We start from the raw sequence: 12,900 nt of genomic DNA, 5'->3' as shown, positions 1-12,900 counted from the left end.
AAGGGATTCACTCAACGATTCTGTAGATTTCTACATCCCCCATACCAAGTCTTCTGTTCTCTCCCACACCACACAGTCTTCACCTGGTTTTCTTGAGAAATCAAAGCGTTTGTTGAAGATTTCAAACCTTCCATTGTCCTTTTCAACGAGATAGATGTAAGTATAATTTTCTTCTTCATCCTTTTTAAGAAGGTCTCTTCCAAGTTCGTACATTTTCCTGCAGAAATCACAGGCTATTTCTTCTTCGCTGTCACCGAGGGCAAAGAGTTTTTCGACTCTGTTTCCACACACTTTGCACGTAAAACCTCCCTTTTCCGGGATCGAAGAGAGGTCATCCGGGAAGAGTTCCTCAAGGTCTTCTTCTGCGTACATTCTGAGTTTTCTCAGATTCACCTTCTTTGCTATGCTCTCGAAAACGCTTTTCATGTCCTCAACATCTTCTGTTGAAAACTCCGTGTACTCCATCACAAGATGGAGTGAAAGCCCTCTTTTCCTGAACCAGGCGTTCAGTTCTTTTCTGATCTTTTCAATGGTTTCTTTCACCTTTTCCGTGTTGGACAAAACAAGGTGGAAGTGTCCTCCTCCGATGTAGTGAACATTTGTTCTGTAAAAGCCTGTTCTGCTGAGAATCTCATCAACCACAACTTCCTGGAGGATCTCTATGAAGAAACTTCTTCCTCTGTAGGATCTGAGTGCTCCCTTCGAAGAGACACTGGAGATGAAGTTCTGGATTCCAGAGACGTCTCCTCCAACAAGAAGGAAGGGTTTTACGGAAGGATCTTCGAAGTATCTTTTCATCTCATCGTAAGTTTTGAAGTCAAGGTGATTCTCTTTTGCGTAATCGTACAGGGCCAGAGAAAGCATGGCGGTGACTTTCAGATGGTCGTAAAGAGAAATGTCCATGTCTCCTTCCACTCTTGTTTCCTGTGGGATGAAGGAAAAATACTTGTACACAAGAAAGTTCACATCGTCCGGTGAGAGACTAATCTTCTCTGCATCCTCAACGAACGATTCGTAAAGAGAAGCGTAACTCTCCTTTTCTTCTTCCATTTCCGTGACGGCTTCTGTTATTTTATCTGCGGATCTGATAGGAAAATAGGTGGGCTTTTTTTGTTCCTTTTCTGGAATCTTCGAGAGGAGGTTCTCTAACCTTCGATACTCGTCGAAGACGTTCCCATCAGTCATTCTCTCGCTGCTGGACAGGTTGTCTGCAAAGCACACGTACCAGACCTTTTCATCTTCTAAATTTTTTTCTTTAAGATCCTTTTCATGATGGTAGTGTATGTACTTTTGAAACTTTGCAAACTTTTTTACCTTATTTGTGAAATCGTACCCTGCCAGTTGATGTGCTCTGCTATCACCTGCTCTTCTCACAACTTTTCCTACATCGTGAATGAGAGCACCTACGACGAGCTCTTTCCTGTCATTCAAGAATAAAGCACCCCCTTTCTTCACTCAAGTTCCAGAATTTCTCCTACCACAAAGGGATTTTTTATCTGCTCTTCATAGCTTCTTCTGTCTACAGCGAGAACGGTTTTTATCTTTCTTCCATATCTGAGATGATTTTTTATACACTCCACTAGGTAAGTGAGAAGTGTGGTTCCTCCAGTTAGGTTGACTATTATCTCGTCGGAGTCTGCAAGGTATTCTCTGGCTTCGGATATAACTCGATTTATCTCATTCACCCCTGTAAACGGGTCCTCAAGGAGTATCACTTTGTAATCATTCTTATATTTCACTTTTTCCAGAATTTCAGGAAGGATTTCCTTCCCCTGTTTTGATGTCACAATCAGAAGCAAATCAGGTGAAAAATGCTTTAGGACAGTATACAGAGCCCCTTTTGTTGTACCAAGAGGCGTGAGGAGGGCAGCTTTTCTACTCTGATAGGACTTTTCTGAAGAAATCAGGATTCTCTCCGGATGTGATGAAACGAGAGATTTGATGGCTTTCTCTATTTTGTTCAAAGAAGGAAGGTCAACTTTGTTGAAACCAAAACGAGCAACATGATTTCTTGCCTGAAGAATGATATCGTAACCCAGTTTTGAAAGGTTAACAGATTCTCTGACATCTCTTTCGAGAAAATTCGTTTCTTCTCCACTCATCATCAGATAAGCGTTTATCAAATATTCTCTTGCCAGGCGAAGTGCCATTCCCAGATCACCAGTTTGAAGATAAAAATTCAACAATTTTCTTTCAGATTCCAGTTCCTCTTCATTCAGTTTCAAACCTCCTCTTTCGATGTGAAAAACCCTGTAACTTTTTTCCAGAACATCCAAAAGGGCAGCAATTTCTGGAACAAATTCTTTCACTTCTGATCTTATCTGATTTCTTTTTCCATCAAAAAATTCAAAGAAATTTGATAGGTTCTTTCTAATAGCTTTTATTGATCCTATTCTGAGAGAGAAAGAAATATTCTGCAAACTACTGGATAAAGAATTCAATATTCTCGGCTTTTTCGAACTATTTTTTCTGTGGATCTCTTCGTTTCTTTTTCTTATCAGATGAGCCAGCTCTTTCGCATATCCATACTCTCTGAACAAGCGAACTGCGTAGATCCACTCTGTAGCCCTGGTCAAAGGAGTTAGGTCTTCACATTCGGTTGTGTTTGTTTCCGGGTCAAATTTACCGTAGATTACTCTAACATCGATACGTTTGGCTTCCTTAAGATACAGTGCCACCACACCTGCCATCAGGGGAAAACTTCTGAAAGAATGCGTAATGTCCAGTATAATGTTCTCATCTTCCTTAAGATTTTCCACGAGTGTCCTTACAAGAGAATTCATCACAACCTCTGAGGAAACCCTTTCTGGTATGCTGAAAAACTTGTAAGACACATTTTTGTTCTCCAGGTAATTTCTACATTCAAGCCACGTTTCACTCTGTCTTGATTCCTCCGTCAGAAAAAATAGAACCTCCACTGATTTTCCCAGATGATGTAAATAATCTACTATCGCTAAAGGAAAAACTTTTTGTCGAACACAGAAATCTGGAGAAATCTTAACCAGGCTTTCTCTATAATTTCCCACACCGAGGAAAGTCACAAGTTTGACAAACTCATGCACCCCATCACCTCCTCAGGGCTTATTCTCTTTCAAAGCCACCATTCCAAATCCCATGCTGTTCTTTTCACCAAAGCCTGTTTCATAACCGATCTCTACCAGTTTCCTATCACCCCTCATTCTGAATGGAAAAACAACTGCTCTGACGAAGACATCCTTCAACTTGATTCTCTTTGTTATGCGTTCTCTGGATTTTATGTAGTTCCAATCTGGTATGATTTCCACGTCGCCTTCTGGGTCTTTTCCGTAGAAGATGCGATACTTCTTGTACAGGTTTTTCTTGAAGGCCTCGTAAAACTCTTCTTCACACGGGTGAAGGTACCTGTGAACTAGTTTTCCATTCTTTTCTTCGGGAACGCTCACAACAAGAGGAGAGATCATAACGAAGTTATACTCTGAAAGGACTGGAAGAGCTTCCTCGACTGTGATCGACTGGACAAAAAACTCTGTCTTCCCAACCCTTATCACGGGATCTTCGGATAGGGAAGAAAACATATACCTCACAAAGTCAACGACAGGAGAGGATATGTGCCACCACCCCCTTCCCGGAAATATAACTATCTTGTCTCCAACCACTTTTGAGTTCTCAAAAAAGAGCTGAGAGAACGTGAAAAACTTGAACCTTTTTCCGTACCCACTTTCGTGGAGAAATCTGGCAAAGTTTTCGTTCTGAGAGGCCAGTCTTTTGTAGATAAAGGATGAAAGAAAGTAATTGTAGTTCAGAGGAATTCTGGCTTCCGTGGTTTGAAAGTGTATTCTTATCCTCATACCATACCTCCTGAAACCTTCAACCAGTTTTCGATGTGAATTTTTACACAACCATTGTTTGCTATTATATTACCATAAAACAATGGCAGTTTCTTAAGATTCACACTGTCATCGCTTCCTTGAATTCAAACATGATTTTTATCATCCGCTGAGCATCAAAGGATGAAGTGTCAAGGGTACTATAAATCGTGGAACCCAGTGTGAAGGATTTTTAGATTTTCACATAAGTTCCCTTTTTCCTTGCAAACTCCACAAATCTTCTGTATGTTGGATGAACAGAAAGCGTGCTGGAATCTCCTATTGCTATCAACTTTCTTTTGGCCCTTGTGAGGGAGACGTTGAGTCGTCTGAGATCTTCGAGAAAACCTATCTCACCGTTTTTGTTGGACCTCACAAAGGATATGATGATCACCTCTTTTTCCCTTCCCTGAAACCCATCCACACTGTGCACTTCCACCTTTTCTTCCAGAAGCGTTCTTACCAGATCCACCTGGTCATCGTAGGGCGTAATGACCCCGATCCATTCTTCTTTGACCCCCATGGAGATGAGTTTTTCCACGATTTCTTTCACCAGCCTGGCTTCCAGAAGGTTTTCCCTCGACGGAGAGTCTTTCCTTTGCCTTTCAAACCTGTCAGGTCTGTTTCTGGTGTCCACAAACACAAGCACGTTCTTTGGTGAGAGAATTACATCCCAGAGTTTGTCGAAGTTCGGTGGCTCCACACCAAGATCGAGGAGGGTGATGTTTTTTACGCTGTCGTCTGCTTTGAGTTTTCCATCGTAGAATTCCCTGCTTGGAAATTCCATCAAAATTTCATTCATCCGGTACTGGGTGTCGAGAAGAACGGACTTTTCAGGATAGAGCCTTATGAGTTCTTCAAAGAGTGTTCTGGACAGATCTCTTGCTTCTTCTGAAAGTATCGTTGGGGGAAGTTGCTTGTGGTCTCCTGCAAGAACGAACTTTTTTCCTCTGGAGATGGGAATCAGAATGCTGGGAATCGTTGCCTGAGATGCCTCGTCCACCACCACGACGTCGAAGAGAATACCAGAGACTATATCGAGGGCGGCGGACGAGTTGGTAGAGAGCACCACCTGTGCCTTTCTCACGATGCTTCTCGCTATCGCCTCTTCCTTTTCTTCGATCAACTCTCGCATTTCCTGAATCTGATTGTTCAGCTTTATCCACTCAGCCATCTCTTTTATCCTTTCCTTTGGAACTCCCCTGGCGCTCCAGTTTTTTTCGGCGTATTCCAGGATCTTTTCATCACTCAGACCTCTTCTCCACTGGGGAGACGGTTTTGTGAATCTGTCCCTTTTCTCGATCAGTTTTGAAAGATTTTCCTTCATCTCCTTCACCTTCGTATATTCATCGTGAGTTTCTATCTGGTGTGCGAGGGTGGATTCTTTCAGGTGGGGTGACACCCTCGAGGGATGGCCGATTCTCACAAGGGACACACTCCCCCACAACCTCTCCACAAGGTTGTCCACCGCGAGGTTGCTCTCCGCTGTGACAAGAAGTTTTCTTCCACGCGCTGCCTCCTGTCTGATGTACTCCACAAGGGTTCTTGTCTTTCCCGTCCCGAAGGGACCGTGGATGAGGAAAAAGTCAGAACTTCCAAGGGCAAGGGACACAGCCTCTCTCTGACTCTCGTTGAGACCTTCGTCGAAGGGAACGAACTCCTCTTCGACCGACTCTTCTGGCTCTCTCTTTCCGAGGAGAAACTCCAAACACTTCTTACCCTCCGGTGAAAGTCCCATCAGGTTCTCTATCTGTCTTCTGAAGGTGATATCGCTTGCAAACAGGTCTATCCTGACGTTTTTGAGTTTCCAGGGAGGCAGTCTGTCGACTGCAACGGTGATGAATCTTGTTCCCTTCTCTACCACCGTTCCCGTGTAATCGCTTTTCAGGGGGGTTCCCTTGCTTATGAGAACAAGATCTCCCACTCCGATTTCCGTGTCTATCTCTTTTCTTCTTCCAAACCTCACAAGGAAGTAGCCGAGTTCCTCTCCCACGAACTTTCCCGTAAGACCGAGAATGGCACGGCCCTTCTTTTCTCTTTCTTCTCCGGAGAGCCGCTTTATTTCATCGAGCATGGCGGAGATCTCAGCGTTTCTTTCGAGTTCCACAAGTTTTATGAGTCTCTTCACAAACTGACGAACCGTCATTCTTCTCTCACCCTCATTTCTGGACCTTCCTGGATGAACTTTCCCCTGAATTTTTCTTCCTTCAACATAAGATGACTGTCCAGATCGTGGTATTCGAACGCACCCGTTCCAAGGGCAAAGTGCACGCTCTGGTTGATTCCAAGACTGGACTCTCCCATACATCCTATCATGAGTTTCAGTCCCGATGCTTCTGCGATTTTCACTATGGCCAGGGCATCGGAGATACCGGACTTCATGAGTTTGATGTTCACATAGTCCACCGCCTCTTCTTTCACCAGTCTCATCACGTCAAACTTCGTTCTTGCAGATTCGTCCGCCGCCACAGGAAACGGAGAGTGAAACCTCACAAACCTCAGGCCGTCTATATCCTCTCTTCTCACAGGTTGTTCATAAACGGAGATGTCTATCCCTGCCTGGTAGATCTTCTTTACAAACTCCACCGCTTCCTTCGGGGAGTAGCCCATGTTCGCATCTACGATGTACTTTGCACCTTTTGTGACCTTTGCTATCTCCATCATCGCTTCGATGTCTTCCTTCAGGTTTTCTCCCACTTTGATCTTTATCACCCTGAAGCCTTCTTCGAAGATCTTTCTTGCCTCCTCCACTCGCTTCTCTATGGAATCTATTCCCACCGTTTTGTCCGTTTCTATCCTGCTCTTTGCACCTCCAAGAAGATGACACACCTGAATGTCGAGTTCCTGCGCCAGAGCGTCGAGCACCGCAAACTGAACGGCCGCTTTCAAACTCGGGAAAGCAAATAGTTTATCCGTGATCTCAAAGATCCTCGCGTAGTTTCGAACGTCAAAGCCGGTGATCATGTCCTTCACCACATTTTCTACTGCCAGAAGAGCCTCCACCCTCTCTCCGTTCACCCTGAACGAAGGAGATGCCTCTCCATAACCCCTGATCCCGCTCTCGAGTGTGATCTCGACCTCCACGTTTCTGCTCTCAGAGGAGATGCTCCCTGTTATATGGAAGGGCTTTTCGTACTCGTACCTTCTGAGGGTGAACTTCACGTCCACTATTTTCGACATGCTCACACCTCCTCAAAACTCAAAACTTCCAGAGTGCTTTCGAATGGAAGCCTTCCATCTTCTCCCTCTGCTTCTCCCACCTGATTGTCAGTGGGATCCTGCCTGATGTAGCGTGGCTCTGGATCAAAACTCTTCATGAAATCATCGTTTGCCACCATCCTGAAACCATCCAGGTTTCCAAAGTAGAAACTTCTGAAATCTTCCCTTTCCTTCCTTGCACCCCCGAAGGAAAGATCCGCTGGAAGCCACCCGTAAGGTTCGATGTAGAAAAGTGCCCAGTCGTGTGGGGAAGCAAAGATGGGGTTTATGTACCATCCAGACTGCCACCTTGCCGGAATCCCAGCGATCCTGCACATCGTTATGAACAGCAAAGCCTGGAAACCACAATCACCCTTCAGGTTGTTCACCACAAAATCCGTGATGTTCTCGTAGAGAGCGTACGGTTTCACATAAGAGTACCTCACGTTGAACGTGATCCAGTCGTAGATTCTCTTTGCCCTGAGGTACGGATTTTCCTCGTCTCCCACAACTTCTCTGGTGAGCCATCTGAGTTTCGGTGTGAAGACGATGTGAGGTGGCTCTTCCCTCAGAAATTCTTCGAAATGTCCAGGTTCTTCGGCCACTTCGGGATCAACACGGTTTATCCACTCCCTCACGGTGTACTCGAACTCCACGAAATAAACGGAGTCTTTTCCTTCGAAGTATATCGTTCTCTGTGGAACATTGTTCGGTGCCAGGTAGAAGTTCTTGTGGCTTGTTTTCAGAAGTTTCACGTTTTCGATCTGAAAACCCTCTTTCGGGAACGGAAGCCAGACACGGTTTCTGGAAGAAGTTTTCTTCAGCCTCAGAGTAACCCTTGCCCTCACGAGATATTCCTTTGGTTTTTCACCCTTTGTGAGACGTTCAAGACGGTCATGGAGGATTTTTCGTGCCTTTTCGACTTTTTCATCTTTTTTTCTGAGTCTTTCTCTGTACTCTGGTTTTGCGAAGGCAAGGTTGTGAAAGAAGCGCCTTTCAAATCTTCTTTCTCCATTCACAACAATGTAGTCAAGAATTCCTTCCTTTAGAAGACGGTGAAACTCTTCTTCGGAGAAATCTTCAAACATCTCTTTGAGTTTCTCGAGGGCCTCTTTTTCGCTGAAAGGATAATCTTCGATGAGTCTTTCTATTCTTTCTTTTTCGTAGATGAGTCTTTTTCGCTGAAGTTCTGGGAGGTCTTTTTTCAGGAATTCATCGATCAGTTTCAAAGCAGTGGAAAAGTTCCCCAGGGCTTCTTCCCTGGCGATCTCTTCTGGTAAACTGTATACGAGAAACTCCATGATCTGAACCTCCTGAAAGGGAAGTGATGGACATGTTCATAGAACTATCTTACCCCATTGAAGAGAAAATGATGACCTATCCAGATAACCCTCCGACTCGCTTTGAAGTGGTGGACAGAATCGAGCAGGGAGATATCGCCAACACCACGATGATTCATCATTTTTCACACACGGGAACCCACGTGGATGCACCGTATCATTTTTGCAAAGACGGCTGGACTCTGGATGAGATACCACTTGAGTACTTCATATTCGATCATCCTGTGATCGTGAACAGAGAAAAAGCTCCCATGGAACTTTTCACGCTGGAAGATCTGAAGGGAGTAGACCTGACCGGGGCAGATCTTCTCATGTTCAGATCAGGCTTTTCTAGGTTCAGAATAGAAGATCCTGCCACTTACAGATTCCTGTTTCCTGGAATCTCTCCTGAACTTGCAAGATTTTTGAGAGAAGAAGTTCCCTCGCTCAGGGCGATCATGCTCGATTTTCTCAGTGCCGATCCCATCGTTTCGGGAGCAAAAGAAGGATACCCTGCACACAGATGGCTTCTTTCGAAAAAGTTCAGCAGAAAAAGACCGATCATCATCTTTGAGGATGTGAACTTGGAACCCATCGTTGAAAGAAAGATAAAGCGTGTGATAGCACTTCCGGTGAGATTCAAGGGACTGGATGGAGGGCCTGTCAGCGTGCTGGCAGAGGTGGAATGAGTCAAAACAGGTTCATCACAAGAGAAGAGAAAACAGGAACGGATACGTTGTCATCTATCGACAGAGGAAGAACCTCACATGTTGTGGCAACCACGCTGCCAAGAAAGACAGGAAGAAAATCCATCAATCCCGAAAGAAAGATCGCATAAGCAACAAAGAGGTTAACGGCAAAGGCCGCCATCGTTCCTTCGAAACTTTTGTGAAACAGTCTTTTCCTCCCAAAGGAGACCCCGACAACCTTTGCGGTCATATCACCGAAGATGAGAAAACATCCTGCTGCGAAAGAGATTTCCTTTTCAAAGAGCAGAAAACTGAGAAGTACTCCAAGTAGAAACAGTGTCATGGAGGAGATCTTCTTTCTTTCACCACTTCTGTAGATTCTGTTCTCGAGTTCCTCGTGGAAAAACCTGTGAATTCTGCGGCTGATCAACCTTGAGATGTCTGCCAGAAGAAAAATGGAGAAAACTATCACCACAAGAAGCAAAAATTTTTCCTTTTCCATCTTCAATCCAAGAAAAAGGAGCAAAAAAGCAGAGGGTCTGATCAGAACTCTCCAGCCAGCCTCCCCCAGTTTGATGACCTTTTCCTCAAGAACGTTTCTCAGATTGATCATCCAGAGTGTACCCACAAGGACCCAGAGAAACCAGAGGTGATCAACCTTCCTCAGAGAAAGGAGCAAACCAAGTGCAGGAAGAACAAACAAACCGACGACGTCTCCCTTCCTGCTGCTCCAGAGGAGAACAAGCACAAGAGACAAAAGGACAAACAGATCCGAAAGAAACCACCATACTGGAAACCTCAGCCAGGTGTTCCAGAGAAAGAAAAGAAGAAGTCCTACAGTCGTTGCCGCTCCTTTTCCTCCTCTGAACTGCAGATAGAAGGGAAAGATGTGTCCGATCACAGCAAAATAGCCAGACAGGAGTGCTATAAAATCTGACTGGCCCATCGCCTTTGAAATTTGAACAGCAAGAACACCTTTCGTTGTATCGTAAAAGGCCGTCACAACAGCCGGACACAATCCGGCAATTCTGTAGACGTTTGTGGTTCCAGCGTGCTTTGTTCCCACATTCCTCACGTCCACTCCGACAAATGCCTTCACAAGAAAATAAGCGGGCAGAATACTTCCAAGAAGATATCCGATCAGAAGTGAAAGAACTATTTTCACTCACCTCGAAAAAACCCCGCCGGTCGGCGGGGCAGTTTCACACATCAAGCCTCAAAAGGTCCCTCAGATGTTTCTTTTCTTCGTCAATGATCAACTGGATCGGTTCTTTCTCAGGAACAAAGGCCAGTATCTCACTGTAGAACACGATGGAATCTTTTTCGACCTCTATAGCCCTTCTCACTGCCTCTCTCAGATCATCGGGTGGAGTGTCTTCCAGTTTTGGAAAGATGGAGATTTCAGCAAGGGATTCAAGGTATCCGAGTACCTCATCGGAAGGGTTGAGGTCCTGTTCGTACTTGTCGAGAATTTCTCTGAACCTTCTTGAATGGTCTCTTTCCTGTTCTGCAAGCCTTTCAAAGAGTGCTTTTGTTTCTCCTTCAGTTTTCTCCGCCAGGTTTTTGTAGTATGAGTACCCGGTTGATTCGATCTTCAAAGCGATGTTCAAAAGATCCCTTGGCCCTATCATTCTACCGCCTCCTCCACGGGCAGAGCCGGTGTGACTTTACTGATGGCACCGAACCTGCAGACCTCGATACAGCTACCGCACCTGACACACTCTGCCTGATCTATCACGTGTGGCTGTCTCACCTGACCACTTATACACTGAACAGGACACACCCTCGCACAGGCGGTACAGCCGACACACTTTTCTGGATCTATCACGTAACTGATGAGTGCCTTACACTTTTTGGCAGGGCACTTCTTCTCCCTGACGTGTGCAAGATACTCGTCCCTGAAGTACCTCAGGGTTGAAAGAACGGGGTTCGGTGCGGTCTGGCCGAGTCCACAGAGGGAAGTATCCTTTATCACGTTCGCGAGTTTTTCTAGTTCTTCTATGTCTTCCTCGGTTCCCTCTCCCGATGTGATCTTTTCCAGGATTTCGAGCATTTTCTTCGTTCCTTCTCTGCAGGGAGTACACTTTCCGCAGGACTCTTCCACGGTGAACTCAAGGAAGAACCTTGCAACGTCGACCATACAGTCGTCCTCGTCCATCACGATCATTCCACCAGAACCCATGATGGCTCCCAGTTTCTGTAGAGACTCGAAGTCAACGGGAGTGTCTATGTACTCGGCGGGAATACATCCCCCGCTGGGTCCTCCTGTCTGTACGGCTTTCAGTTTCTTGTCTCCCACTATTCCTCCGCCGATCTCATAGATGAGTTCTCTGAGGGTGATTCCCATCGGAACTTCCACAAGACCTGTGTTCTTCACTTTACCGGCGAGTGCGAATACCTTCGTACCTGGAGAGGTTTCTGTTCCATACTTTCTGAATTCCTTCGCACCGTTTCTTATTATCCAGGGTACGTTCGCAAGTGTCTCCACGTTGTTGATCACCGTTGGATATCCCCACAGACCTTTTTCAACGGGATACGGGGGTTTCACCCTAGGCTGGCCCCTTTCTCCCTCTATGGAAGCCATGAGTGCCGTCTCCTCACCGCAGACGAATGCTCCCGCACCGATTCTGATCTCTATGTCGAAGGAAAAATCCGTTCCCATGATGTTTTCTCCAAGAAAGCCGTACTCTCTTGCCTGTTCAAGAGCGATGCTGAGCCTTTCTATGGCAAGGGGATATTCAGCCCTGACGTAGACAAAGCCCTTCTGGGCACCTATCGCGTAGGCAGCGATCGCCATACCTTCTATGACAGCATGGGGATCTCCTTCGAGAACAGACCTGTCCATGAACGCTCCTGGATCTCCTTCGTCTGCGTTACAGACAACGAACTTCTTCTCGGCCTTCTGTTTTGCAGCGAGTTCCCATTTGAGCCCCGTTGGAAAACCTGCCCCTCCTCTTCCTCTGAGACCACTGTCTTTGATCTCTTTTATCACATCCTCTGGCTTCATCTGAAGGGCCTTTGCAAGGGCAAAGTATCCGTCCCTTGCTATGTACTCTTCTATCTTCGTTGGATCTATGACTCCGAGGTTTCTCGTGACGATCTTCACCTGTTTTTTGAAGAAAGGCACCTCTTCGTGAACTCTGGGAACGGGCTTTCCTTCCGGTGCTCTGTAGAGATGCTTTTCGACGATCCTTCCCTTGAGGATGTGTTCCTCGACTATTTCTTTTGCCGCGTCAGGGGTGAGTTTCTGATAGAACACTCCTTCCGGGTAGATCACAGCAATCGGACCCAGCGTACACGCACCCATACAGCCTGTCTCTATCACCCTGACGACTTCATCAAGACCGTACTTTTTCAGTTCTTCCTCGAAGGCATCCTTGACACTCTTTTCACCCGCAGAGATACAGGCTCCTCCTGCACAGATGAGGATCGTGTTCGTTGTGAGTGGCACTTCATTCACCTCCAGTGTCAGACTTCTCCTCTTTTGACAACCAGATCTTCTACCACTCTACCTTCCAGTATGTGCATCTTCACTATTCTCCTTGCATTCTCAGGTGTCACCCTGCCGTACACAACGGGTTCCTGCCCTTCGAGTCTCACTTCCACCGTCGGTTCAACCTCACAGAGACCCATGCAACCGGACTGAACCACGGTCACATCATTCACACCGTGTTCGTTGAGTGCCTCAACGATCGCCTTCAGGGTCTCTTTCGCACCGGCGGCGATCCCGCACGTTCCCATGGCAACCGTTATCTTCCCTCTTTTACCCGTTTCACCCCTCAGTTGCAGATCTTTGAGAGCCTGCTCTTTTATCTTCATGAGTTCTTCCAGGCTTTTCACCTTACCCAT

The 12,900-nt window shown here is 45.9% G+C and carries 11 protein-coding genes; 1 reads left to right on the top strand and 10 read right to left on the bottom strand.

The features are described from left to right. Positions 1 to 30 precede the first annotated feature (30 nt). The 6 genes from cas10 to TRQ7_RS04855 all read right to left on the bottom strand — a co-directional run bounded on the left by cas10 (position 31) and on the right by TRQ7_RS04855 (position 8,344). Positions 31 to 1,431 carry a type III-A CRISPR-associated protein Cas10/Csm1 gene (gene cas10 / locus TRQ7_RS04880; RefSeq protein ID WP_083941415.1) on the bottom strand — a complete coding sequence of 467 codons (1,401 nt, stop codon included), beginning with the start codon at positions 1,429 to 1,431 and terminating at the stop codon, positions 31 to 33. 20 nt (positions 1,432 to 1,451) lie between these two features. After that, the gene (locus tag TRQ7_RS04875) at positions 1,452 to 3,062 is read right to left on the bottom strand and encodes a TM1812 family CRISPR-associated protein (protein ID WP_015919196.1); all 1,611 of its coding nucleotides are present in this window, start codon (positions 3,060 to 3,062) and stop codon (positions 1,452 to 1,454) included. A gap of 12 nt (positions 3,063 to 3,074) precedes the next feature. Then, positions 3,075 to 3,827 carry a CRISPR-associated endoribonuclease Cas6 gene (cas6, locus tag TRQ7_RS04870; RefSeq protein WP_041844144.1) on the bottom strand — a complete coding sequence of 251 codons (753 nt, stop codon included), beginning with the start codon at positions 3,825 to 3,827 and terminating at the stop codon, positions 3,075 to 3,077. Positions 3,828 to 4,038: 211 nt separating this feature from the next. Further along, a complete protein-coding gene (locus TRQ7_RS04865) occupies positions 4,039 to 5,991 on the bottom strand; it encodes an IGHMBP2 family helicase (protein ID WP_041844143.1) in 1,953 nt (650 codons plus the stop codon). Beyond that, on the bottom strand, positions 5,988 to 7,025 hold the full coding sequence (locus TRQ7_RS04860) for an L-Ala-D/L-Glu epimerase (RefSeq protein WP_041844142.1): 1,038 nt from the start codon (positions 7,023 to 7,025) through the stop codon (positions 5,988 to 5,990). Before TRQ7_RS04860 ends, TRQ7_RS04865 begins: the two co-directional genes overlap by 4 nt. A 2-nt stretch (positions 7,026 to 7,027) precedes the next feature. Then, positions 7,028 to 8,344 (bottom strand): transglutaminase domain-containing protein, encoded by a 1,317-nt coding sequence (locus TRQ7_RS04855; RefSeq protein WP_041844141.1) that lies wholly within the window; start codon positions 8,342 to 8,344, stop codon positions 7,028 to 7,030. A gap of 32 nt (positions 8,345 to 8,376) precedes the next feature. Here TRQ7_RS04855 and TRQ7_RS04850 point away from each other — a divergent pair, with 32 nt between their 5' ends. Then, a complete protein-coding gene (locus tag TRQ7_RS04850; protein WP_038066989.1) occupies positions 8,377 to 9,051 on the top strand; it encodes a cyclase family protein in 675 nt (224 codons plus the stop codon). Position 9,052: 1 nt separating this feature from the next. Here TRQ7_RS04850 and TRQ7_RS09465 read toward each other — a convergent pair whose 3' ends face one another. The 4 genes from TRQ7_RS09465 to TRQ7_RS04830 are packed head-to-tail and all read right to left on the bottom strand — an operon-like array spanning position 9,053 to position 12,900. After that, positions 9,053 to 10,216, bottom strand: a complete 1,164-nt coding sequence (locus tag TRQ7_RS09465) for a glycerol-3-phosphate acyltransferase (protein WP_052472225.1) — start codon at positions 10,214 to 10,216, stop codon at positions 9,053 to 9,055. Between the two features lie 37 nt (positions 10,217 to 10,253). Beyond that, positions 10,254 to 10,682: a ferritin family protein gene (locus TRQ7_RS04840; RefSeq protein ID WP_015919184.1), complete on the bottom strand. Its 429-nt coding sequence runs from the start codon at positions 10,680 to 10,682 to the stop codon at positions 10,254 to 10,256. Continuing rightward, entirely contained in the window at positions 10,679 to 12,502 is a 1,824-nt protein-coding gene (gene nuoF, locus TRQ7_RS04835; RefSeq protein ID WP_038066984.1) for an NADH-quinone oxidoreductase subunit NuoF, read from the bottom strand. Before nuoF ends, TRQ7_RS04840 begins: the two co-directional genes overlap by 4 nt. A gap of 17 nt (positions 12,503 to 12,519) precedes the next feature. Continuing rightward, positions 12,520 to 12,900: an NAD(P)H-dependent oxidoreductase subunit E gene (locus TRQ7_RS04830; RefSeq protein ID WP_041844140.1), complete on the bottom strand. Its 381-nt coding sequence runs from the start codon at positions 12,898 to 12,900 to the stop codon at positions 12,520 to 12,522.

Origin of the sequence: Thermotoga sp. RQ7, from assembly GCF_000832145.1 — a bacterium.
In the GTDB taxonomy this organism is placed as follows: domain Bacteria; phylum Thermotogota; class Thermotogae; order Thermotogales; family Thermotogaceae; genus Thermotoga; species Thermotoga neapolitana.
Note: the sequence above shows the minus strand (reverse complement) of the source record. Positions and strands in the feature narration are given on the sequence as shown.